Here is a 20,581-nt window from a genome sequence, read left to right as displayed (position 1 = left end):
GCTTGCGTCCATCGCCGGTCTCCTTCCCGGCCAACAGAATCCCGCTTGGTTACCAGAACGTTAACGATTCATGATTTCGCCCTGGTCTTTGCCGCCGCAGCCATCTCTTTCATCGAGGCCTGGCGAGCCTCGATGAACACATCACGGCGGGTAGCGGCGACTACCGCAGAGGCGCAGGCAAGCGACAGGATTCCCTATGATGGCTGCTCGTCTCATTGTTGGCACATGGGTAGTGCGTCCCGATGTAGATTCTCGACCAGCAGACCAGGAATGCCATGATGAAGAGAGCGATCGTCCGGCGCGGGGGGGCCTTGCATCGCAAAGACCGCAACGATCGCTCCGGTGGCTGTTGCGTCAGCCGGCCTCTGTTGCTTTGCTTTCGAGGAATCGCTTGCGTCTCATTTCGACGAGATTTGCCAAACCGCCACGCCTGCAAGAATAAGACCAGCGACGCCTTCGATGGCCCGCGAAATGGCATCGAACAGGCGTGGCCGCCTATCGAAAAAATGCACCAGGCGCTCGCGAAACAGGATCGACAGCACCGCAACGCAAGACAACGTCAGCGCCACGCCGGCCATCATGGTGATTGCGAAAAGAATGCCGGCGACCGGAACGCCTCTGGATATCGCAAAGGTCATCGCGAAAAGCGTCAGCGGGCATGGGATCAAGCCGGCCATGACGCCGACGGCCTCGCCCTCATGCTTGTGGTGTTGGCCGTGGCTCCACGCGCGCCAGAGCATCCAAACGCCGATCAGGCCAAGCAGGCCCCGACTGACGTCTTCCAGTAGCGGGGCACGGCCAACACTGCCCAGGGCAATCGATACCAAAGGCAACGAGATCGCAGCGATCAGAACCGCGATCGTCACATGCGTGAAGGAAAGTGTCAGCGATACCAGAAGCCCACGCCGGACACTGGCATCCGATCCGGCGAGATACGTGGCCAGGACCGCCTTGCTGTGGCCAGGCGTCAGCGCATGTGCCGCGCCGAACAGAACGCCCATCGGCAGAAAGGCCGTGAAGGCCAGCCAACCGCCGCCGACCGAAAGCAGTTTGATCTGCTCGGCCAGTGCCAGGTAGATCGTGCGTTGGAACTCGACAAGGGTTTGGAACATCAGGCTGGAACCGGCCTCATTCTCAGGTCAATTCATGGCGCATGGCGAAGATTCACTTTCGGGTTCTTGTTCCAGCTGGCATTGCAAGCAGGCCGAATTGGGACATGCCCCCTGCCTATACGTGGCTCTTTCTTCAGAACAGGTCGCCATTCAGCCAGCCTTGGCATGATCACGGCGCGGCCGGCGACGCCAAGCCTGATTGGTCCTTGTTCGTCGTCGCGCGAATGTAATTCAGGTTCTTGGTTCCGACGGCGCCGATATCGCCGACCTGGAATCCGCTCTCGGTCAACAGCGAGGCGACCGAATGCATGTCGACATGACCATGCTTGTGGAGCCTGGGCAATCCAGACTTGCGCACCGGCCTGCCGAAATCGATGAGCAACAGCCGGCCTGCTGGCTTCAGGACGCGTGCCGCCTCGCAGATGAAGGCCGATCGAACGGGCTTCGACAGGTGATGCAGCATCAGCGTGCCGACGACGATGTCGAATTGCGCGTCCTTGAAGGGAAGCTCCTGCGCCGTCCCGTTGACGAAAGTCAGATCGAGACCTGACCGCTCGGCCTTGGCGCGCGCCCTATCGATCATTTCGGCCGATGCGTCGACGCCGGTGACGCTTCCGCCCGAACCGACCAGCCGCTTCGCGGCAATGGCAAGGGTTCCCGTGCCGCAGGCGACATCGAGCACCGCTTCGCCGGGCTGGAGTTTTGCCGGGCGAAGCATGAGCTCGCGAAACCGGCCCTCGCGGCCAAAGGTCAGAACGCGCGCAAGCAAGTCATAGGCCGCCGCCCGGTGCAGGACGATGCCGATGCCCCTGTCGCTCGCGCCGTGCGCAGCGTTGCCGACCAGCCCCCGGTGACGCAGGCTGCCCCACAGCGCCAATCCCGCGATCACGGCGAGGACGAGGCCGTGGAATGCCGCCGTCCAGGCACCGGCCTGAATATAGCCCATGCCCAATTTGGCGAGGACGAGGAAGCCGGCGACCAGCGACAGCTTGGCAAGCAGGGCCAACGCAATCACCCTCTTGCGCGAATGCGATCCGTTACCGGCGTGATGATCAGATGAGTGCATGTCTGGCGACCTTTCTGCTTCATTGCGGCATGCCCAAATCCGATTTGAGCTCCTGGACTTGGCGTATCATAATGGACACAATGTCTGGAAATGCTGTTGTCGGACACCGGACCGCCGAATGTCCGAAACCGGCCACTGCAGAGGGCCATGACCATGAAAATCGAACGTGCGGGCGAGCGGAACACGATCGATCGACGCGTTGCGCGGACGCGCGGCCTGCTGCAGGACGCGCTCATCGCCCTGATCCCGGAGCAGGGATATGTCGCCATAACCGTCGATGACATTTGCCAGCGGGCCAATGTTGGCAGGTCGACCTTCTATACCCACTATGCCGACAAGGATGCTCTGCGCAGCGCGACCATCGAGGCGCATCTGCGGTCGATAGGCCGCAGGCGCGAGGCGGCAAGTCAAGAAACAGGTAGCCGCCTGTTCGAGTTCAGCCGGCCCATGTTCGAGCACGCTCATGCATTCCGACCGCTTCACCACGCATTGCTTGCAAGCAGCGGCGATACGATCCACGACGAATTGCGTGAGCGTATCCGGCGAGCCGTCCGGGAAGAACTCGTCGACAAACGGATCGGCGATCGCGGCATGCCTGCCGAATTCGCCATTCAGTTCATCGCCGGCGCATTTCTTGCGGTCCTCGCCTGGTGGGTCGCCACCGACATGAACCTTTCACCGGCACAGGCAGACGACCTGTTCCAGAGGATGGCGGGAAAAGGCATCGGCGCCTGATCGTTGGCACACTGGTCAAGCGATCGCCAGAACGTCGCACCTGAGGAATGACATAGGGCGCTCCGCTCATGCTTCGGGCCGCGGGCCTGCTATGGACCTTCCCGCCGTTCCTCAGGCGGGCGAACCTTGCGGAACATCGCAAGCAGAAGCATATCGTAGACAATCTTCAAGGCGCCGGCGATCAGCAGCGGCCAACCGAAACCGGACATTGCGAGCAGCGAGCCGGCAAGCATCGGGCTGGCGGCTGCCGCGAGGCTGCGCGGGACAGCGGTGACACCCGCGGCCGCGGCCCGCTCACCAGGCGATACCACGGCCATGACGTAGGAGGTGCGGGTCGGTACATCCATCTGCGACAAAGCGCTCCTGATCAGCAGAAGTACGATAACGGGACCGAGGCTCGGCATGAAGGGGATGAGCAAAAGGCAAAGACTGGATGGCAGGTGTGTGAACACCATCGTGTTCACCAGCCCGATCCGTTTAGAGATTTGCACGGCCACGAGATACGACCCACCCGAAAGGATACCCGTCAAGAAGAAGATTGCGCCCGTCGCGGGGAGCGATAGCCCGAACCGTTGGAAAAGCCAAAGAGCCATCAACGACTGGACCACGAAACCGCCCGCAAAAGCGTCAAGGCTGAAAAGTGCAGCGAGCGTGAGGACGATGGTTCGAGATTTGCGTAGTGGTTCCGCCGGTACCGCACTCGCATCGAGCGGCTCATCCGGCAGTTTCCGATAAAGGAGCAGCGCTCCGAGTCCCAGAAAGGCATAAAGCAGGAAGGCGATCTGGAGAGCTTGCTTGATGTCCAGGCCGACAACCTGTCGGAGAATGTCGGGGGCTCCGGCCGCAAGAGCACCGACCGCCCCTACAAGCGAGCCGACAAGGCTGTAGCGTGCAAAGAGCGCGGTGCGGTCGCGGTCAGTGACACTATGGGCAAGTTGCGCATGCTCCAGCGGCAGAAACACACTGACGTCGCCCGAGGATGGGTTCAACGTTCCCACGAATGCGACAAGGAGCAGCGGCCAGAAATCCTGAACCAACGCGAAGGCGCTCCCCGTGACGACCATCAGGACGGCAGCTGCGATCAGCAGGGAGCGGCGAGAGAAATGGTGTGCGACAAACCCGACGGTCAAAGTGAGCGCCGCTGAACCAGCGAGCGTCGCTGTGGCGAGAACCCCGATCTTGAAAGGGCTGAAACCAAGTGTGGCCAAATAGGCGGGAAGCAGAAGACTGACGAGTCCGTCGCCGAATGCCCTCAATCCCCTGGACGTCAACAGAAGGGCAGCTGCCGGCCTGGCACCGGCAGGCAGCAGCGAAAACCTCTGTTTGGCTAAAGGTTCGCGCGAAGCATTCGTGAGCGTCTGGGCTGCCAGGTATGCCTCCTGCCGCAAAGTGGTTGCGCCTATGGCACTGCTTAAATCGATCCCGTGGCAACGCCATAAAGCACGCCCAGGACAGAGCATGTCGCGAGCACGGGGATCATGCCGATCTTGAAACGAAACACGGCCAGCAGCGCACCGACTGTCAGCACCAGCGACGGCAGGTTGACGGAGCTGAAAACCGGCACATCCACCGTAGTGCCCAGCCAGCTGACCTCACGCAGTTCGCGGAACAGCACATGAAGCGCGAACCATACTGCCAGGTTCAGGATCACACCGACCACCGCCGCCGTGATGGCAGACAGCGCTGCCGACAGGGCCTTGTTGCTGCGCATCGTCTCCATGAACGGCGCGCCGAGGAATATCCACAGGAAGCACGGAACGAATGTTACCCACGTCGTCAGCAGACCGCCGAGTGTTCCGGCGACCAGCGGGCTCAGCATTCCTGGCGCCCGGTACGCGCCCATGAAACCAACGAACTGGGTGACCATGATGAGCGGACCGGGCGTGGTCTCGGCCATGCCGAGGCCGTCCAGCATTTCTCCTGGCTTGAGCCAGCCGTAGTGCTCGACGCCTTGCTGAGCGACGTAGGCGAGCACCGCATAGGCGCCGCCGAAAGTGACCATCGCCATCTTCGAGAAGAAGATCGCGATGTCGGTGAAGACATTGCCTTGCCCAAGAAACACAAGAAGTGCCAGGACCGGCACGAGCCACAGCAGCAGACACACCGTTGCGATCTTCAGCGACCAGCTGACGGATGGCCGGGTATGCGCAGGCACCCCTTCGCCAAGCGCCGTATCAGCGTCGGCAACCTGCTTGCCGCCGACCTTGCCATGTCCGTTGCCCGACTGGAATGCAGCCCACCCTGCCCGTCCCCCGACGTAACCGATCACACCCGCAGCCAGGATGACCAGCGGGAATGGCGCGTGGAAGAAGAACAGAGCGATAAAGGCCGCCGCCGCAAGTCCGATCATGGCATTGTTCTTGAGTGCCCGTCTGCCGATCCGCAACACCGCTTCGAGCACGATGGCAAGGACCGCCGCCTTCAAGCCGAAGAAGAGGGCCTGAACTGCTCCGACATTTCCCAAGATTGCATAGATCCAGCTCAATGCCATGATGGCGATCGCACCAGGCAGCACGAACAGGATACCGGCGACAAGGCCGCCTCTGGTCTTGTGCATGAGCCAGCCGATGTAGATGGCAAGCTGTTGTGCCTCCGGCCCGGGCAGCAGCGTGCAGTAATTGAGCGCATGCAGGAACCTGGTCTCGCCGATCCAGCGTTTTTCCTCGACGATGATGCGGTGCATCATGGCGATCTGACCCGCCGGGCCGCCGAAGCTGAGCGCGGCCACACGCGCCCATACCCGCGTGGCCTCAGCGAACGAAATGCCATGGCCGGGCGTGTCGTCTGGTCGGTTCGGTGCTGTCACGGTGTTCTCTGCATTGGCCATGATTAGTTCCTCGGATCACCCGCGCTTCGAGCGGAAATATCGATAGAGGTTGTCGAACACCGAAGCGCCCTCGGCGATCCGTTGCTCGTCACCGGCATTCGCCATGGCGATCCCGGCGATCAGGCTGGCAATGCCGGTAGTTTCCTCGCGATTGAACTTGGCGTCCTTGAGATCAATATCGTGGACGACCTCGGCGATCGCCTGCAAAGCCGTATCCGTAATGCCGGCGCGACCCAGCAGCACCTCGAAGCTGCAGCGGTCGCCTTCATGGGTGATTTCGCCCTCGAACATGTCGAAGCGCAATTCGCCCTCCTTTGGCACGTATCCCTTACCAGCGACGAAGCGGATTGTTGCATCGGCATCGATGAAGCGACGGATCAGCCAGCTGCAGGCGATGCGGTCGACATGCACGTCCCGGCGCGTGACCCAGGTCCGGCCCTTGAGCTCACCCGGCTCGGCCGCCTTCTTCGATTCCTTGGTCATTGCGTTGTCCTTTATGAGCTGTGCCTCGAGCTCGGCGATCAGTCCCTCGACACCAAGGCGCCCGCTGGCGCCGAAAAAATCGATCGTCACGACGTCGGCGAGCCGCTTGCGCAAACGGCCGAGTTGCGAACGCGCCTCCGCATGTTTTTCCGATGTCGCGTCGGTCTTGATCGCTGCGGCCAGATCGCGCGCTTCCTTGACGATCTCCGCATAGTCAGCGTCACGGGCTGCGTCGAAGAGCGCGCGGACCTGGGTGTCGGACAAACCATCTACGAGGCGCGCCTCGCACATCATCGCCTCGCCGCCGCCAGCGACGATCTCCTTGAGGAGCCATTCGAAATCCTCCTGCATCTCGGCATTGGCCGGCAGAGCGTAAACGGTGCTTTTGACTGCGACCGCGCCGATGCCTTGCAAGCGTCGCCAGATCTTCACCCGGAAGTAGGCGGGTTTGCTTGGCAGCTGATGGATCAGGAGCAGCCAGCGCTGCTCCTGTGATTGCCCCTCACTCATAAGTGAACCGTATCACGAACAAAGCCAAATGCAACACTTGTATCATTTTTCATTCGAGCATAGCGTTCGCCCCCTCACGGATGGCCGTGCCGCAGAGTGGGGAAACCGATGCCACACCAGATCATGCCGTTGCCGTTCAAGCCGCCTCGCCTCGTCGGCCTCTCCGAGAGGCTGTTGGCAAGTCACTACGAAAACAATTACGGCGGTGCCGTTCGTCGCCTCAACGCCATCGAACAGCGGCTCGACGGGCTCGACTGGGGCGCGGCGCCAGTTTTCGACATCAACGGTCTGAAACGCGAGGAACTGGTCGCAGCCAATTCAGCAATCCTGCACGAAATCTATTTCGACGGACTCGGTGGCACCGGCAATGCCGGAGGCGATCTCGCTGCGGCTCTGGAGCGCGACTTCGGCAGCGTGGCCTCCTGGCGCGGCAAGTTCATGGCCTGTGCCAAGGCGCAGGCAGGAGGCTCGGGATGGACCCTGCTGACCTGGTCGGAGCGGCGCGACCGACTGACGATCCAATGGGCGGCGGACCACACCAACTGTCTTGCCGGCGGCCTGCCGATCCTTGCGCTCGACATGTACGAACATGCCTACCACATGGATTTCGGCACCAAGGCCGGCGCCTATGTCGATGCCTTTATGAAGAACATCCATTGGGAACGGGTCGCTGCCCGCCACCACCGGGCCGTCACGCAGCGTGATCCTTCAACAGGATCGGCATCGGACGACGCGGTTCCAGCGATTGCGCCAGAGGAATGCGCGCGCGCCTCGATCAAGGAGAAGATCTCGTGGTGCTCGACGTCTGCCTTGCCGAGGATCTGGCAAAGCGCGGCGACATGCTGCCGGGGGCCAAGCTCCGCGCGCCCGAGAAGATCGCCGATTGGGCGGATGAACTGCCGACGGACAGGCCGGTCATCGTCTATTGCGTCTACGGCTTCCAGGTCAGCGGTGACGCCGTCGCCGAACTGCGTCGCCGCGGCGTCAATGCGAGTGCGCTTTCAGGCGGCATTGCCGCTTGGCATGCGATCGGCGCGCGCACTGTCCCTCTGATAGTCAACGAAGAAAGGATTGCGCCATGAAATGGATTACTCGCGAACGTCCGGTCATCGACCGCATTGCCTGCCCCTGGCTAATTGCGCGTTTCATCGACAAGGAACCTGAGTTCCTCTTCGTGCCGCCCGATCAGGTGATCCGCGTTGCCCAGGAAACGGGCGCCACGCCTTACGACGTGCCCGGCGTCGAATTCACGCATGTCGGCGACGGCTGCAGTTTCGACACCTTTGTTTCCAAAAATGGGCTCGAGCGCGACCCGGCGATCGTAACCATTGCCGCGATCGTACGCGGCGCCGACACGGACTGGCACGATCTCACGCCACAGTCGGCAGGGTTGCTGGCGATCTCCATGGGTCTGCGGGACCTGACGCCCGACGACCACGAAGTGCTGAAGCATGGCTTCGTCATCTATGACGCGCTCTACGCGTGGGCTTCGGGCCGCAAGGCGGAAACGCATAGCTGGCCACCCGCTATCAAGCCGGCGGCCGCATGACGAATTGGGCAATGGGGGCAGATCACAAGGAGAAACCCCATGCATGCAAAACTCGTAACCGGAGCAATGCTGATCGCGATGTCGGCGCTGCTCCAACCGGCATCGGCGGCACCCGATTGGCAAACAATCGCTAAGGCGCTCGGCAAATCCGGAACCGAGACGCCTGGCGGTGTCTACCGGGTGGGCTTGCCTCGAACGGACCTGACGGTATCGCTCGATGGCATATCCCTGAAACCCGGATTTGCGCTTGGAGGCTGGATCGCGTTCGAACCCATGAGGAAACAGACCATGGTCATGGGCGACATCGTTCTGACGCAGGACGAGGTGAACCCGGTCATGAAGAAGCTGGAAGAAGGCGGGATCGAGATCACCGCAGTGCACAACCACCTGCTGCGCGCGGAGCCGATGACGCTCTACATGCACGTGTTCGGCCAGGGCGATCCCGTCACGCTCGCCACAGCGCTTCATGCCGGATTGGCGCTGAGCAAAACACCGATGGGAGGCGACGCCCAGCCACAAGCCTCCGCGCAGCAGATCGGCTTCGACGCGGCCGGTGTCGACCAAACTATGGGTTATGAGGGTAAGGCCAATGGCGCGGTCTACCAGTTCACGATCCCGCGCGCTGAGCCGGTCGAGGAAAACGGAATGGAAGTGCCGGCGGCCATGGGCTCGGCTATAGCGATCAATTTCCAATCGACAGGTGGCGGCAAGGCGGCGATCACGGGTGATTTTGTGCTGACGGCAAAGGAGGTCAATCCGGTTATCAATGCCATGCAGGACAACGGCATCGAGATCACCGCGTTGCATAGCCACATGCTCGGTGAGAAGCCGCGGCTCTTCTTCATGCATTTCTGGGCGAACGACGATGCACAGAAGCTGGCGAAAGGACTGCGCGCAGCCCTCGACAAAGTCGCCGTCAAAAAGAGCTAGATTGGGTGTCCGCGTGCGTCCAACGGCAGAGTTCGGCCGGCTCGGAGCGAACGGCCCTCTTCCCGCCGCCTCGGGAACGGTTCTCTGGCGCTGCGTCTCTCCGCCATCAGCATTGCGCCGGAGATCGCCTTTCCATCGCACACGAGCGGCGGGCCGGGTTGTTGTGAACCGATACGTCCGGAACGATCGAAGGCCCGCTTCGTTCTGATCGGATGGACTGGATTAGACTAAGCCTCCTGGCGTTGGCGGGGTTCCTCACCTGGACGCTGAACACCCTCTCGGCCGGAGGCGGAGGTCTATTGCTGATCCCCGCCGTGACTTTCATCACAGGCAGCGCGGCGGTTGCGCCGGTCATCACCTTGACCGAGCTCATCGGCAATCCCATCCGCGCCTTGGCCTTTCGGCGCGACATCGATTGGAGCCTGGTCCGTTGGTACCTGCCCGGCGCCATCGCCGGTGCCGCGGCGGGCTCCTGGCTCTTCGCCAACAGTCGGGCGGAATGGCTCCAGATACTCATAGGCATCTATCTGATCAGTGCAGTCTGGGAATTTCGCGGCGGCGCGCGCGAGCGGAGCTACCGAGCCCGCCGCTGGTGGTTTCTCCCGGCCGGCCTGATCGTCGCCCTGTTGTCGGCGCTTATGGGCACTGTGGGACCCGTCCTGAATTCGCTTTATCTGAACTACGGTTCGGAGAAGGAGACGTTGGTCGCCACGAAATCCGTGAACTCGTTTGTGACCGATGTCGTGAAGATCACGGTATTCACCGGACTCGGCGCGCTCGGTGGTCAGGCGGCTATATACGGCATAGCCGCGGGTTTGGGCGCCGCGCTTGCCAATCTGCTGGCCAAGCCCTGGCTCGAACACCTGAGTGGACAACAGTTCCGCCGCCTAGTGGTCGCGCTCATGGCTGCGAGTGGAGCGCTGATGATCTGGAACCAGCACAGCATCGTTGTGCAGGCCTGGCGGGCGGCCGGGCCCTAACCCGCTCAGGTTGGAGAAGCTTCGCCCGGTTCCGCCAGTCGACCTAATGATGGTGACCTTCGGGCTCGACCATCTTGAACCGCAGCACCTGTTCGCGATCTTTCGCAATCAGCACCAGCCTTGCCCGGAATTCATGCGGCTCGGCAGGGGCGACGGTGCTCTCAAGGCGGTGATGGTTGTCGCCGACAGGTTCGAGGCGAATCGTTTCCGGCCCGCCGGACCGGTCGATGAATACCGTCGCCGTCAGATCGTCGGCATGCCGGTCGATCGTCAGCCGCATCCGCTCGCCAGCCGGTGTATCGACGATCTCTAATGTGCCAGCAGCCAGATCGCAGGCGACCTTGAAGGGCTCCGGCGCATGATGGTGAGCACCAGAGGTTTCCGCGCCAGTGACGGCCGGCGCGGCCGGGCTCAACAGGCGGACATTGGCTTCGGCCAACGCCGGCAAGTGGGCGAACAACTCCTCCTTGAGGGCTTCGGTAACACCCAGCACGTCCTTGGCCGTCGCCGCATGCGGAACGCTGATGGCGACGTCGGCATGCAGGCGATGTCCGATCCAGCGTGCCTGCACGCCTTCAACGCGCCCGATGCCCGACACGTGTTCGGCGGCATGATGGATTTCGTCGATGACGCCGGGTTCGACTCCGTCGAGCATGCGCGTCAACACGGCTTTCGACGACTGCCAGACGATGGCGAAAATCGCCACGGTGATCAGCAGCCCGATGATCGGATCGGCAAGCGGAAAGCCCAGCCAGACGCCGATAGCGCCGAGCACGACCGCCAGGCTGGTGAAGCCGTCGGTGCGGGCATGATAGCCGTCCGCGATCAGGGCTGCGCTGTTGATCTCTCGCCCGACGCGGATACGAAATACGGCGACCGCTTCATTGCCGATGAACCCTATGAGGCCGGCGATGGCGACCCATCCGAGAAATGCGATGGGACGCGGATTGATCAGCCTGTCGATCGCCTCGTAGCCGGCGACGATGGCGCTGAACAGGATGATGAGAACGATGACGATCCCAGCCAGATCCTCGACCCGGCCCAGTCCGTAGGTGAACGTCTTGCTCGGTTTGCGGCGGGCCAGCACGAAGGCGATCCACAGCGGAATGGCAGTAACCGCGTCGCCGACATTGTGGATCGTGTCGGCCAGCAGCGCCACGCTGCCGGAGAGGAACACGACCACAAGCTGGAGCGCTGCCGTGATGGCCAGAACGACGAATGACCATTTGATCGCCCAGATGCCGCGCGTCGTCGTGGCGATCGTCGGATCGATGACGCCATGGGTGTGGCCATGGCGACCATCACCGTGGTCATGTCCGTGGCCGCTGAAGCCCTCTGTCATAGGGCCGAAGCCGAACCAGTCCCGCACTCTACCCAGCATGACGTTTCTCACAGGTACTTGGTAATATTCTTGAACTCATCGATCGAGCGGCGCTGCTCGCGCGCCAAGGGCCCGACGACATCTTCAAGGCAATGGTTGAGATGATCCTGGATCAGGGTCTTCTTGGCTTGCGAGATGGCCTTCTCGACAGCATGAAGCTGCTGGGCGAGGTCGAGGCAGGGCCGGCCCGCTTCGATCATGTCGATGACGCCCTTGAGATGTCCATCGGCCCTTTTCAGGCGCTTGACGATATCGGGATGGGTTTCGTGGATGTGGGATTGGCCGCTCATGCGACGGATACTATCCTCCTGGAGGGGATGTAACAAGCCTCAGAAGGGCCTCGATCGCAGCCCTTTGTCTCGTCAAAATCCTTTACGGCAAAGGTTTTCAATATCAGCTTTTGCCAGTCTTTCGATGCCGAGTGCTGGAAGGATATTATTGTCTCCTTTGAGATCGCGACCATAAGCGGCCGAGAATATGTTGATTTCCAGCCTCATGAAGGATTTGCTTGGTTTCCGCTGATCTTCCCCAAGAGTTCCGTCGGCAGCAGCCCGAAAGGAACGTCCTCCAGAACATAGCGACTTTCGATAGTTGACGGGCCCAAGCCGCCGCGGCCTTGGCGATCCATCTCCTGGTTCATTTCCGAAACGTTGCCCATAGGGACGTGAAACGATATTCCTATTTTGGGAATGTAAAGCCGCATTGATATGGCCCCGGATGCGGTTTTCGTTCCGCTGTCAACTCGAAGGCGGACCCGGTGCCCGCCTTCGACGGTCGGCCTAGCTGCCCATCTTCTTCGCCATCGCGCAGAATTCTGCATGCGACTTGTTAAGCGTGGTATCGCCGCAGTCTTTCAACACCGCCTTCTGTTCATCGGGCTTCATGGCCATCCATGCGGTCTTGAAATCCTTTTCAGTCCTCAACGTTTTCATCCCGGCGTCCGTGAAGAACGGTGACATCTTTGCCGGATCGTCGAGTGCGGATGTGTTGCCAGCAGCTGCGGCGCCCGCCATCATCGCAAGCGCCATCGCGCCCATTGTGAGCATTTTCATGTTCATTGTTTCCTCCGTCGTTAGGTCATTCAGCATGACCTTTGGGGAAACGTGGATCACTGAACTCGGTTCCCAGCGCGTTCCATTAGCCCAACCCCTGCATGATGAATTTGTAGATCGTGCCTACAAAAAAGCCCGCCGCTGTTGAGGGTGAGCGACGGGCCTTGCTATGGCGGCACTGTAACACAGCCGCCTAGGAATGATGCCCCAGATGGGAAAGGAAAGCAGACATGATCGCAGTGTGGTTCGCTATCCCGGCGCGTTTAGTTGGGATCGCCGGACCTTGAGCCCCCGTGGGCACCGCCACCGGCATTGTCGGATCCGCCGCGCTGGTTGTCGGACTGACCTCGCCCGAACTTATAGCCGCTATTGGAGGAGCCTACGTGAACGTGATTCTTGTCACCTGATCCTTTACCGGGACGTGATCCACTTGATTTGGCCACCGCCTCAGAGTTCAAACTTGTGCCGAGCAGAAGAGTTATGGCTGGCGGCGTCACGGCCGCGAAACGGCCAGCCTTCTTCAGAAAGTCGCGGCGCGCTTTGGCCTCCGGAACCTGCTTGTTTTGCCCTGTGCTTTCGGTTGCCATTTCAGCACTCCTTTAAGCTACCCTAGTCTTGCATTGCAGAAAATAACATTGCTCCAAAAGGCTTAGGATAGCGGGTTTCAAGTCTTGATCAGTAGGGAATGGAAACGTTAGTGGGACGCGCATGCCGAAACCAAAATGCTGACTTAAATTCAAATTGCGCACTACCGAGAGCTCGTCAAAGAGTGGGCGCGAGCCAGTAATTTGACGGAACGCGATAGGCATTTCGCGTATCAGTCCGACCTCCTGTATGCTTGGCGCAAGAGCATGGGAGAAAAGCCGTGTCCCGAGAGCGTGACGCGCGTATGTGGCGCGAGGCCGGGAAACTTGTGGAATCCGGCGACTACGAAGGGTGGCAGGTCATCGAATGGGAGCTTCGCAAAAGAGGGTTCCCACGCGCCAAGCTATTGCTTGATAACGATCGGATCCGCGACAAATTGGATCAGCTCTGCAAGAGCGCACAGGCGCAACGCGCCTATGCCAACCGGACCTAACGGCCAGAAGCGCCCGCCGCTGTGATCGGCAATGCGTCCGCCCGTTGCGACGAGTCTAACGATCTGCGATCTGCGAAACCAAGACGCGGCTCTGGTTTCGGCGTCGCTTTGCTCAGATCGCCGTCGTGGTCATCCTATCAACCGCCACGATTATCACCATCCGGACCTGTTGTTCGGGCCACAGTGGTTTTCCGAAAGGAAGAGCACAACGGCAACAAAGCAGATCAGGAGAAGCGTCGCAAACGTGTTCGCGATCATCTCACGAGGCATCCAATGATGAGCGCCCGCTACTAGGGTGGCGCAATGACGGGCGCCCCATCTGCTGCGTGGCGACCGTCCTGTCGTCGAGCAGACCAGTCTCGCAATCCTCAGGCCGAGCCATCGAATTGATGCCCCGCAATCACGCTCAAGAAAACCTGCCCGAACTCCTTCAGCTTTGCCGCGCCCACGCCATTCACTTCGGCGAAAGCGTCGAGATCGCGCGGGCGGCGCTCGGCCATGTCGATCAGCGTGCGATCGGAAAATACGACATAGGCAGGCACCTGGCGCTCTTTGGCCAGGCGCAGGCGCAAGGATTTGAGCGTGGCCAGCAGAGATGCATCCACGCCTTCCGCGTTCATACCCTCGGCCGCTCGCATCTTGCGCAAGGCGCGGCTGCGCACCTCTACACGATAGTGGAACGGCATCTCGCCACGACCGAGTGCATGGCCCTTTTCGGCGATGGCGAGACCACCATGGCCGCTCGGATCCGGCTCCAGGAAACCGCCCGCGGCGAGCTGCCGGATCAGCGACAGCCAGAAATCCTTCTTGTGCGCCAGCCCGCTGCCGAAGCTGGCGAGCCTCTGGTGGTTCCTGGCCAGCACCTTCTCGGTTTCATGACCGAGCAGAATGTCGATGACATGGCCGGCACCGAAACGTTCGCCGCTCTGTGCGATGGCCGCCAGGATGGTCCGTGCTTCCGCTCCGCCATCGGCGCGCGGCGCCTGGTCGAGACAGGTGTCGCAATTGCCGCAAGGCTGCGCTTCCTCCCCGAAATAGCCCAGCAGCACCTGGCGGCGGCACTGCGCCGTCTCGCAATAGCCGATCAGCGTGTCGAGCCGGCGATGCGAACGCCTTTTGTGCTCGACGGCGGCATCCTCGTCGTCGATGAACAGCCGCCGCATACGGATGTCGCCAAGGCCGAACAGCATATGCGCTTCCGCATCCCGCCCGTCGCGGCCGGCGCGGCCGATCTCCTGGTAGTAGGCCTCCAGGCTGCCCGGCATATCTGTGTGGAAGACATAGGCGACGTCAGGCTTGTCGATGCCCATGCCGAAGGCGATGGTCGCCACCATGACGACACCGGACAAAGTCATGAAAGCGTTTTGATTCGCATCACGCGCCTCCTTGCTCATGCCGGCATGATAGGCGAGCGCGGTGACGCCGTTCTTTTCGAGGAAGGCTGCCATCTCTTCTGTCTTCTTGCGCGACAGGCAGTAGACGATGCCGCTGCGGCCGGGATGACGCTCGACGAAGCGCAGCAACTGGCGCTTGCTATCCTGCTTGGCCTCGATGGCAAGCTTGATATTCGGCCGGTCGAAGCCCAGCACCAGGGTTTCGACACGCTCGGCGAACAGCCGGGCTTCGATGTCGGTGCGCGTGCTCTCGTCGGCGGTCGCGGTCAGCGCGATGATCGGCACATTGGGGAAAATGCCGCGCAGCCGCGACAGGTCCTCATACTCGCGCCGGAACGCCGGGCCCCATTGCGAGATGCAGTGCGCCTCGTCGACGGCGATCAGGCTGATATCGAGCCTGGCCAGCGCGTCGAGCATCCGTTCGGTCATCAGCCGCTCCGGCGCGAGGTAGAGCAGGCGCGTCTGGCCCGAAGCGACGCGTCGCCAGGCGGCGATATTGGCGTCGCGGTCGATCGAGGAGTTGATCGTGTCGGCCGCCACGCCGGCAAGGCGCAAGGCGGCGACCTGATCCTGCATCAACGCCACCAGCGGCGAGACGACAATGGTGAGCCCGCCCAGAACCAGCGCCGGCACCTGGTAGCAGAGCGATTTTCCGGCGCCCGTCGGCATGACAGCCATCACATGCCGCCCGGCCAGCAGCGCATCCATGACATCGGCCTGGCCGGGGCGAAAATCATCGAAGCCGAACACGTCCTTCAGGACGCGCCGCTTGGGATCCTGCTCTTCTGTCGCGATGACAGCCGCCTGCATCACGGAGCGTCCGTGGTCGGCGCGCTTACCGCCATGTCGTACCCGAACTCGGCACAGAAGCGCCCGACGCGGGCGAGAAATGCCGGCGACAGGCCCCTGAGATAGGTCCGCAATTCTTCACTGCTTTCCCATTTTCTCAATGATGTCACCCGAATCGGATTGTCCAGATCCTCGCTGAAGCGAACCCGCGGCGTCAGCCCGAACGACTGCGCGATCCTCTCCTGCATGGCATCGGGCGCGCCGACCATGTCTTCGTAGCGGACAAAAAGTATCTGCCTGTGCGGCTGTGCCTTCTTCAGCTTTATCAGCGCATCGTATTCAGCCAGCCAGCGATGCGGCGTGACGTGGAACCGACGCTCGTTGCGTGTTTGCGGATGCGAACTTGTCAGCGTGTCGAATGGGTGGCGCACGCAGTAAATCAAGCCAATGGACGCAGGCAGCTTCGCCAAATGCGCAAAGCTGCGCGCATCGCGCTTGACGACAAGGTTGGATTCCGGCCGGTCCAGCATGTCCAGGATTGTGTATCGCGCTTCGGGCGGATGGACGAAAGTGTCCTCGAAACACCTCATCAGCCGCTGTGTCAGTGTCGTCCCGCTGCGCGCACAGCCCGAGATGAAAATTCTGTTGGCCGGCGTCGCGCGTGCGTATGTGCGTGTTTGCATGCGCCGTTTCAGGGACAGCGGCACCAGCCGCTGAAACTCCCGCACGACCCTCCGCGTGGCCGCACCGAACGCAACCTCAAGCCTGTGAGCGCCCTTCATCCGCAATTCCGCTTGCACAATACGGCGACCCGATCTTGCATCAGCGCCACCCAGTGCAAAACCCGCCGCTTGGGGCCCACGGCCAAGATGCTCGTCGCCCGCGCTTGCATCAGGCAGACACCGAGCCGACATTTCGTGAATTGGAGAGGATGTGGAAACCGGTCAAAACGACTCTCCGCATGGGCACCTTGCCTTAGCGCAGCAGGCATCGGACCACAACAGGAACAGGTCAGTATAACAGGCCAACCGATCGGCGGCATCGAGCAAGGGCGGGCCTTCCCCAAGGGCACCCGCACCCCGCTGGTTCCCTCACGCACCACGATGTAAGCTCGGCTCAGCAAGCCAGGGAGGGCGCGATGCTGCAGACCAGACAGGATGTTCTCGGCGAGCGGTTCCGGTTGCAGCGAGCCGCCTTCGAGACGCAGCCCTTTCCCGAAATTGGCGTCCGCAAGGACCGCCTGAAGCGCCTACTGGCGCTGACCGAGCGGCATGAGGCCGAGATCTGTGCGGCGATCGACGCCGACTTCGGCGGCCGCTCGGCACACGAGACGCGGCTTGCGGAACTGTTCGTGGTGCGCGCCGGCATCCGCCACGCGCTGTCCCATCTCCGGGGCTGGATGCGCGAACGTCGCGTTGCCACGACCATGCCGTTCCTGCCGGGCAGAAATCGCCTCATCGCGCAGCCGCTCGGTGTCGTCGGCATCGTATCGCCCTGGAACTATCCCTTCCAGCTCGCTGTCGCGCCGGTGACCGCCGCCCTTGCCGCCGGTAACCGCGTGCTCATAAAACCTTCCGAACTGACGCCGGCATTTTCGGCGCTGCTGGCCAAACTCGTTGCCGAGCATTTCGCACCCGATGAGCTCAGCGTCATCACCGGCGATGCGGAGATGGGAAAGGCCTTCGTGTCGATGCCTTTCGATCATTTGCTGTTCACCGGCTCGACATCGGTCGGACGCCAGGTCGCGATCGCGGCGGCCGCCAACCTGACCCCGGTTACGCTCGAACTCGGCGGCAAGTCGCCGGCGATCTTCGATCCGTCATGCGATCTCGACGCGGCGGTATCCAGCGTCGCCTATGGCAAGCTATTGAATGCCGGGCAGACCTGCATCGCACCCGACTATCTGCTGGTGCCGAAGGGACAGGCAGAAACGATCGCTGCCAAGCTCGCAATGGCGATCGCGAAGCTCTACCCGACCTTGCGCGACAACCCCGATTATACCGCCATTATCAGCGACCGGCACCACAAGCGCCTGCGCGACATGATCGTCGAGGCGCGCGATGCCGGCGCCGAAGTCACCGAGATCAACCCGGCCGGAGAGGAACTTGGTGCCACAAGCCGGAAGTTGCCGCCAACCCTGGTCCGCAACGCCGGTGCAAACCTGCGGTTGATGCGCGAAGAGATTTTCGGGCCGGTGCTGCCGATCGTCGAATATAACGGGATCGACGAGGCGATCGGCCATGTGAACCGGGCAGACCGGCCGTTGGCGCTTTACTGGTTCGGCCGCGACAACGGCAATCGTCAACGCATCCTGCATGAGACGGTCGCCGGCGGCGTCACCATCAACGACTGCATGCTGCATCTGGTGCAGGAGAACCAGCCTTTCGGCGGCGTCGGCGCCAGCGGCATGGGCGCCTATCACGGCGAATGGGGCTTCCGCACCTTCAGCAAGGAGAAGCCGGTTTTCCATCAATCCCGCCTGAGCGCCGGGGCCTTGCTGCGCCCGCCCTACGGCAAGACGTTCGAGCGGCTTTTCAGCCTGCTCCGGCACATCACCTGACCGAATGCAGCCGCCCAGCCATCACGACCATCCGCGCATTAAGACTATCTTCACCATCATGCGGCAGCTTCCGCATCCTGCGGTCATGTCTTGAGTACCGCGGCGCCACAAGCGCCCAGGCAACAACCCGCGCCTCTTCAGGGGCGCGGGTCTTCCCTCCTCGATCTCCCACCGTTAAGCGAGGAAATCGGCCCGATGCGGCGTAAAGCTGTCGACCAGCCGCCCCGCTTCGAGCGCCTTGACGCCGTGCACCAGACCGGAGGGCACGATGAAACTGCCGCCGGCCGCAATGGTTTCGGTCCGGCCGTCGATGGTCACCTCGAAGCGACCCTCGGCGACGTAGCTTGCCTGCACATGCGGGTGCGAATGCAGGGCGCCGACGCCACCCTTGTCGAAGCCGAATTCGACCATCATCAATTCATCGGTGTGCAGGAGAACGCGCCGCCTGTTGCCGTCCGGCGTCGCCGTCCACGCGCCCTCGCCGGCATGCGCGAAAATCTTTGCGGTCATCTTCTTCTCTCCTCATCGCGCCAGCCAGCCGCCATCCACCGGCACCACCGCGCCATGCATGTAGTTCGACGCCGGCGCCAGCAGGAACACGGCGGCATCGCCAATGTCTGCCGCTTCGCCCCAGCGGCCGGCCGGTATGCGCGCCAGGATGGCGGCGCTGCGGTCGGGATCGGCGCGCAGCGCCTGCGTGTTGTTGGTCTCGATATAGCCCGGCGCGATGCCGTTGACGTTGATGCCCTTTCGCGCCCATTCGCAGGCGAGCAGCCGGGTAATACCGAGCACGCCATGCTTCGAGGCGGTATAGGACGCGACCCGGATGCCACCCTGGAAACTCAGCACCGAGGCGATGTTGACGATCTTTCCCTGGCGCCTGCCGGCCAGGACACGCCTGGCAAAGGACTGGCAGAGCAAGAAAGCCGTCTTCAGATTGACGTCCATGACGTCGTCCCAATCGGTCTCGCTGAGATCGACGGCATCGGCGCGGCGGATGATGCCGGCATTGTTGACCAATCCGTCGAGCGGACCGCTTTCCTCCCAGATACGGTCGAGCAACGGACCCGCTGCCGACGTATCGGCAAGGTCAGCACTCACCGCCTCGAATTGCCCGCCCATCGCGGCGACCCTGCTTGCCGTATCGTCCATCGACGAGCGGCCGACGCCGATCACCACGCCGCCGGCGCGTGCGATCGACACCGCGATGCCCTGGCCGATGCCGGTGTTGGCGCCGGTCACCAGGATGCGCTTTCCGGCAAGGCTGAAGGCGGAGAGGTCGCTCACCGCAGATCGTCCAAGCTTACCGGATCGACATCGGTATAGTCGACATTGTCCCCGGCCATCGCCCAGATGAAAGCGTAATTGGAGGTGCCCGCGCCCGAATGGATCGACCAGCCCGGCGACAGCACCGCTTCCTCGTTGCGCATCACCAGATGGCGTGTCTCGTCCGGCTCGCCCATAAAGTGGAAGACGCGCGCCGTCTCGGCCAGGTCGAAATAGAGATAGGCCTCCATGCGCCGGTCATGCACATGGCACGGCATGGTGTTCCACACCGAGCCCGGCGCCAGCTGCGTCATGCCGACCACCAGCTGGCAGGTCTTTGCACCCTCGGCATGGATGAACTGGAAGATCGAGCGTTCGTTGCAGGCATCCTTGCTGCCGAGATCGAGGCGCTTGGCATCGCCGATGCGGATCAGCCGGCTGGGCCAGGCGTGATGCGCCGGCGCGCTGAGCAGATAGAATTTTGCCGGCACACCCTTGTCCGCCGACGCGAACGACACGTCGGCTGTTCCCATGCCGAGATAGAGCATGTCGCGCGCCTGCAATTCAAAGGACTGGCCGCCGGCCTCGATGACGCCTGCCCCACCGATGTTGACGGCGATCAGCTCGCGGCGGTCGAGGAAGTTCTTGGTGCCAGTCGGCTTGATCGCCTCCAGTTGAAGCGGCAAGCCGGTCGGCACGGCACCACCGACGATCATGCGGTCATAATGGGTGTAGGTCAGGCTGATGCGGCCGGGCTGGAACAGGCCGTCAATGTGGAAATTGTGACGCAGCTCATCGGTTCCCATCGCCGCGGCGGCGACCGGATCGATGGCAAATCGTGAGGTGAAGTCGGTATGGCTCTGGCTCAT

23 protein-coding genes and 1 pseudogene are annotated in these 20,581 nt (G+C 62.0%); 8 read left to right on the top strand and 16 right to left on the bottom strand.

From position 1 onward, the window contains the following. Positions 1-398: 398 nt before the first annotated feature. Positions 399-1,112: a nickel/cobalt transporter gene (locus NKI20_RS18070; RefSeq protein ID WP_352605464.1), complete on the bottom strand. Its 714-nt coding sequence runs from the start codon at positions 1,110-1,112 to the stop codon at positions 399-401. A 169-nt stretch (positions 1,113-1,281) separates the two neighbouring features. After that, a complete protein-coding gene (locus NKI20_RS18065; protein WP_352832595.1) occupies positions 1,282-2,118 on the bottom strand; it encodes a class I SAM-dependent methyltransferase in 837 nt (278 codons plus the stop codon). Between the two features lie 207 nt (positions 2,119-2,325). On the opposite strand from NKI20_RS18065, the gene NKI20_RS18060 reads away from it, so the two are divergent. Continuing rightward, complete coding sequence (locus tag NKI20_RS18060; protein ID WP_352832593.1) at positions 2,326-2,913, top strand: TetR/AcrR family transcriptional regulator; 588 nt, start codon at positions 2,326-2,328, stop codon at positions 2,911-2,913. An 89-nt stretch (positions 2,914-3,002) separates the two neighbouring features. Here NKI20_RS18060 and NKI20_RS18055 read toward each other — a convergent pair whose 3' ends face one another. The 3 genes from NKI20_RS18055 to NKI20_RS18045 are packed head-to-tail and all read right to left on the bottom strand — an operon-like array spanning position 3,003 to position 6,733. Then, positions 3,003-4,301, bottom strand: coding sequence for an MFS transporter (locus NKI20_RS18055; RefSeq protein ID WP_352832591.1), 1,299 nt, complete (start codon positions 4,299-4,301; stop codon positions 3,003-3,005). A 23-nt stretch (positions 4,302-4,324) separates the two neighbouring features. Beyond that, positions 4,325-5,740, bottom strand: a complete 1,416-nt coding sequence (gene chrA / locus NKI20_RS18050; protein WP_352832588.1) for a chromate efflux transporter — start codon at positions 5,738-5,740, stop codon at positions 4,325-4,327. A 15-nt stretch (positions 5,741-5,755) separates the two neighbouring features. After that, a complete protein-coding gene (locus NKI20_RS18045; RefSeq protein ID WP_352832585.1) occupies positions 5,756-6,733 on the bottom strand; it encodes a chromate resistance protein ChrB domain-containing protein in 978 nt (325 codons plus the stop codon). Positions 6,734-6,841: 108 nt separating this feature from the next. On the opposite strand from NKI20_RS18045, the pseudogene NKI20_RS18040 reads away from it, so the two are divergent. The 5 genes and pseudogenes from NKI20_RS18040 to NKI20_RS18020 all read left to right on the top strand — a co-directional run. Further along, positions 6,842-7,351: pseudogene (locus tag NKI20_RS18040) on the top strand (superoxide dismutase); the annotation flags it as partial. A 140-nt stretch (positions 7,352-7,491) separates the two neighbouring features. Continuing rightward, a complete protein-coding gene (locus NKI20_RS18035) occupies positions 7,492-7,815 on the top strand; it encodes a rhodanese-like domain-containing protein (RefSeq protein WP_352832611.1) in 324 nt (107 codons plus the stop codon). After that, on the top strand, positions 7,812-8,282 hold the full coding sequence (locus NKI20_RS18030) for a chromate resistance protein ChrB domain-containing protein (RefSeq protein WP_352832582.1): 471 nt from the start codon (positions 7,812-7,814) through the stop codon (positions 8,280-8,282). The genes NKI20_RS18035 and NKI20_RS18030 overlap by 4 nt, the downstream gene beginning before the upstream one ends. 39 nt (positions 8,283-8,321) lie before the next feature. Then, positions 8,322-9,212, top strand: coding sequence for a DUF1259 domain-containing protein (locus tag NKI20_RS18025; RefSeq protein ID WP_352731954.1), 891 nt, complete (start codon positions 8,322-8,324; stop codon positions 9,210-9,212). 212 nt (positions 9,213-9,424) lie between these two features. Continuing rightward, positions 9,425-10,192 (top strand): sulfite exporter TauE/SafE family protein, encoded by a 768-nt coding sequence (locus NKI20_RS18020; protein WP_352609062.1) that lies wholly within the window; start codon positions 9,425-9,427, stop codon positions 10,190-10,192. Positions 10,193-10,235: 43 nt separating this feature from the next. On the opposite strand, the gene NKI20_RS18015 is transcribed toward NKI20_RS18020, so the two are convergent. The 6 genes from NKI20_RS18015 to NKI20_RS17990 all read right to left on the bottom strand — a co-directional run bounded on the left by NKI20_RS18015 (position 10,236) and on the right by NKI20_RS17990 (position 13,212). After that, on the bottom strand, positions 10,236-11,573 hold the full coding sequence (locus NKI20_RS18015) for a cation diffusion facilitator family transporter (RefSeq protein ID WP_352832577.1): 1,338 nt from the start codon (positions 11,571-11,573) through the stop codon (positions 10,236-10,238). Between the two features lie 8 nt (positions 11,574-11,581). Next, complete coding sequence (locus NKI20_RS18010; protein ID WP_352832574.1) at positions 11,582-11,863, bottom strand: metal-sensing transcriptional repressor; 282 nt, start codon at positions 11,861-11,863, stop codon at positions 11,582-11,584. Between the two features lie 72 nt (positions 11,864-11,935). Continuing rightward, positions 11,936-12,070, bottom strand: coding sequence for a hypothetical protein (locus NKI20_RS18005; protein WP_352832571.1), 135 nt, complete (start codon positions 12,068-12,070; stop codon positions 11,936-11,938). Next, the gene (locus NKI20_RS18000; protein WP_352832608.1) at positions 12,067-12,201 is read right to left on the bottom strand and encodes an NAD/NADP octopine/nopaline dehydrogenase family protein; all 135 of its coding nucleotides are present in this window, start codon (positions 12,199-12,201) and stop codon (positions 12,067-12,069) included. Before NKI20_RS18000 ends, NKI20_RS18005 begins: the two co-directional genes overlap by 4 nt. 151 nt (positions 12,202-12,352) lie before the next feature. Further along, positions 12,353-12,631 (bottom strand): hypothetical protein, encoded by a 279-nt coding sequence (locus NKI20_RS17995; protein WP_023758552.1) that lies wholly within the window; start codon positions 12,629-12,631, stop codon positions 12,353-12,355. Positions 12,632-12,888: 257 nt separating this feature from the next. Then, complete coding sequence (locus NKI20_RS17990) at positions 12,889-13,212, bottom strand: hypothetical protein (protein ID WP_084025720.1); 324 nt, start codon at positions 13,210-13,212, stop codon at positions 12,889-12,891. Positions 13,213-13,490: 278 nt separating this feature from the next. Between NKI20_RS17990 and NKI20_RS17985 the strand changes: the two genes are divergently transcribed. Continuing rightward, complete coding sequence (locus NKI20_RS17985; protein WP_352487311.1) at positions 13,491-13,703, top strand: hypothetical protein; 213 nt, start codon at positions 13,491-13,493, stop codon at positions 13,701-13,703. 368 nt (positions 13,704-14,071) lie between these two features. Here NKI20_RS17985 and recQ read toward each other — a convergent pair whose 3' ends face one another. Further along, a complete protein-coding gene (recQ, locus tag NKI20_RS17980; RefSeq protein ID WP_352832566.1) occupies positions 14,072-15,907 on the bottom strand; it encodes a DNA helicase RecQ in 1,836 nt (611 codons plus the stop codon). Continuing rightward, the gene (locus NKI20_RS17975) at positions 15,907-16,668 is read right to left on the bottom strand and encodes a sulfotransferase family protein (RefSeq protein WP_352832605.1); all 762 of its coding nucleotides are present in this window, start codon (positions 16,666-16,668) and stop codon (positions 15,907-15,909) included. Before NKI20_RS17975 ends, recQ begins: the two co-directional genes overlap by 1 nt. A 356-nt stretch (positions 16,669-17,024) precedes the next feature. Between NKI20_RS17975 and NKI20_RS17970 the strand changes: the two genes are divergently transcribed. Continuing rightward, entirely contained in the window at positions 17,025-18,446 is a 1,422-nt protein-coding gene (locus tag NKI20_RS17970) for a coniferyl aldehyde dehydrogenase (protein WP_023762482.1), read from the top strand. Between the two features lie 174 nt (positions 18,447-18,620). Here NKI20_RS17970 and NKI20_RS17965 read toward each other — a convergent pair whose 3' ends face one another. The 3 genes from NKI20_RS17965 to kduI are packed head-to-tail and all read right to left on the bottom strand — an operon-like array spanning position 18,621 to position 20,581. Next, entirely contained in the window at positions 18,621-18,956 is a 336-nt protein-coding gene (locus NKI20_RS17965; RefSeq protein ID WP_352731972.1) for a cupin domain-containing protein, read from the bottom strand. A 12-nt stretch (positions 18,957-18,968) separates the two neighbouring features. Beyond that, entirely contained in the window at positions 18,969-19,733 is a 765-nt protein-coding gene (gene kduD, locus NKI20_RS17960; RefSeq protein WP_352832562.1) for a 2-dehydro-3-deoxy-D-gluconate 5-dehydrogenase KduD, read from the bottom strand. Then, positions 19,730-20,581, bottom strand: coding sequence for a 5-dehydro-4-deoxy-D-glucuronate isomerase (gene kduI, locus NKI20_RS17955; protein WP_352832559.1), 852 nt, complete (start codon positions 20,579-20,581; stop codon positions 19,730-19,732). Before kduI ends, kduD begins: the two co-directional genes overlap by 4 nt.

This window comes from Mesorhizobium sp. M0830 (assembly GCF_040319965.1).
Classification (GTDB): Bacteria; Pseudomonadota; Alphaproteobacteria; order Rhizobiales; family Rhizobiaceae; genus Mesorhizobium.
This window is presented reverse-complemented; position numbering and strand designations above follow the sequence as displayed.

What these genes read in the sequence shown, in the direction of transcription:
- NKI20_RS18070 (WP_352605464.1), bottom strand. Translation starts at nt 1,112, where the DNA reads ATGTTCCAAACCCTTGTCGAGTTCCAACGCACGATCTACCTGGCACTG.
- NKI20_RS18060 (WP_352832593.1), top strand. Translation starts at nt 2,326, where the DNA reads ATGACCATGAAAATCGAACGTGCGGGCGAGCGGAACACGATCGATCGA.
- chrA (WP_352832588.1), bottom strand. Translation starts at nt 5,740, where the DNA reads ATGGCCAATGCAGAGAACACCGTGACAGCACCGAACCGACCAGACGAC.
- NKI20_RS18045 (WP_352832585.1), bottom strand. Translation starts at nt 6,733, where the DNA reads ATGAGTGAGGGGCAATCACAGGAGCAGCGCTGGCTGCTCCTGATCCAT.
- NKI20_RS18035 (WP_352832611.1), top strand. Translation starts at nt 7,492, where the DNA reads ATGCGCGCGCGCCTCGATCAAGGAGAAGATCTCGTGGTGCTCGACGTC.
- NKI20_RS18030 (WP_352832582.1), top strand. Translation starts at nt 7,812, where the DNA reads ATGAAATGGATTACTCGCGAACGTCCGGTCATCGACCGCATTGCCTGC.
- NKI20_RS18025 (WP_352731954.1), top strand. Translation starts at nt 8,322, where the DNA reads ATGCATGCAAAACTCGTAACCGGAGCAATGCTGATCGCGATGTCGGCG.
- NKI20_RS18020 (WP_352609062.1), top strand. Translation starts at nt 9,425, where the DNA reads ATGGACTGGATTAGACTAAGCCTCCTGGCGTTGGCGGGGTTCCTCACC.
- NKI20_RS18015 (WP_352832577.1), bottom strand. Translation starts at nt 11,573, where the DNA reads ATGCTGGGTAGAGTGCGGGACTGGTTCGGCTTCGGCCCTATGACAGAG.
- NKI20_RS18010 (WP_352832574.1), bottom strand. Translation starts at nt 11,863, where the DNA reads ATGAGCGGCCAATCCCACATCCACGAAACCCATCCCGATATCGTCAAG.
- NKI20_RS18005 (WP_352832571.1), bottom strand. Translation starts at nt 12,070, where the DNA reads ATGAGGCTGGAAATCAACATATTCTCGGCCGCTTATGGTCGCGATCTC.
- NKI20_RS18000 (WP_352832608.1), bottom strand. Translation starts at nt 12,201, where the DNA reads ATGGATCGCCAAGGCCGCGGCGGCTTGGGCCCGTCAACTATCGAAAGT.
- NKI20_RS17995 (WP_023758552.1), bottom strand. Translation starts at nt 12,631, where the DNA reads ATGAACATGAAAATGCTCACAATGGGCGCGATGGCGCTTGCGATGATG.
- NKI20_RS17990 (WP_084025720.1), bottom strand. Translation starts at nt 13,212, where the DNA reads ATGGCAACCGAAAGCACAGGGCAAAACAAGCAGGTTCCGGAGGCCAAA.
- recQ (WP_352832566.1), bottom strand. Translation starts at nt 15,907, where the DNA reads ATGCAGGCGGCTGTCATCGCGACAGAAGAGCAGGATCCCAAGCGGCGC.
- NKI20_RS17975 (WP_352832605.1), bottom strand. Translation starts at nt 16,668, where the DNA reads ATGAAGGGCGCTCACAGGCTTGAGGTTGCGTTCGGTGCGGCCACGCGG.
- NKI20_RS17970 (WP_023762482.1), top strand. Translation starts at nt 17,025, where the DNA reads ATGCTGCAGACCAGACAGGATGTTCTCGGCGAGCGGTTCCGGTTGCAG.
- NKI20_RS17965 (WP_352731972.1), bottom strand. Translation starts at nt 18,956, where the DNA reads ATGACCGCAAAGATTTTCGCGCATGCCGGCGAGGGCGCGTGGACGGCG.
- kduI (WP_352832559.1), bottom strand. Translation starts at nt 20,581, where the DNA reads ATGAGCCAGAGCCATACCGACTTCACCTCACGATTTGCCATCGATCCG.